General features: G+C 42.2%; 1 protein-coding gene. It reads left to right on the top strand.

The genetic code is table 11. From position 1 onward, the window contains the following. Positions 1–237: condensation domain-containing protein (locus PU683_RS21650; RefSeq protein ID WP_277174630.1), on the top strand; the 237-nt coding region annotated here is incomplete at both ends.

Genomic DNA, 237 nt, shown 5'->3' with positions numbered 1-237 from the left:
AATGCTAACGCGCTTCATCTAGCGCTGCGTAAAATAACCGAGCATCATGATGCCATTCGCATGATTTTCCAACATGACCAAAACGGCCATGTCATTCAGTTTAATCGCGGAATCAATCACAAGGATCATGAACTGTTTGGCCTTTATATTTCAGATTGGACAAAAGCATCGCTGGAAAGGGCTCATCTTGATGAAAAACTTGCCGCTGAGGAAACCGTCATTCAAAGCAAAATGAAT

The organism is Candidatus Kosakonia sp. 282A-S69 (assembly GCF_029433855.1).
GTDB lineage: Bacteria > Pseudomonadota > Gammaproteobacteria > Enterobacterales > Enterobacteriaceae > Kosakonia > Kosakonia cowanii_A.
The sequence above is the reverse complement of the archived record's forward strand: the minus strand, read 5'-3'. Positions and strand labels throughout refer to the sequence as shown.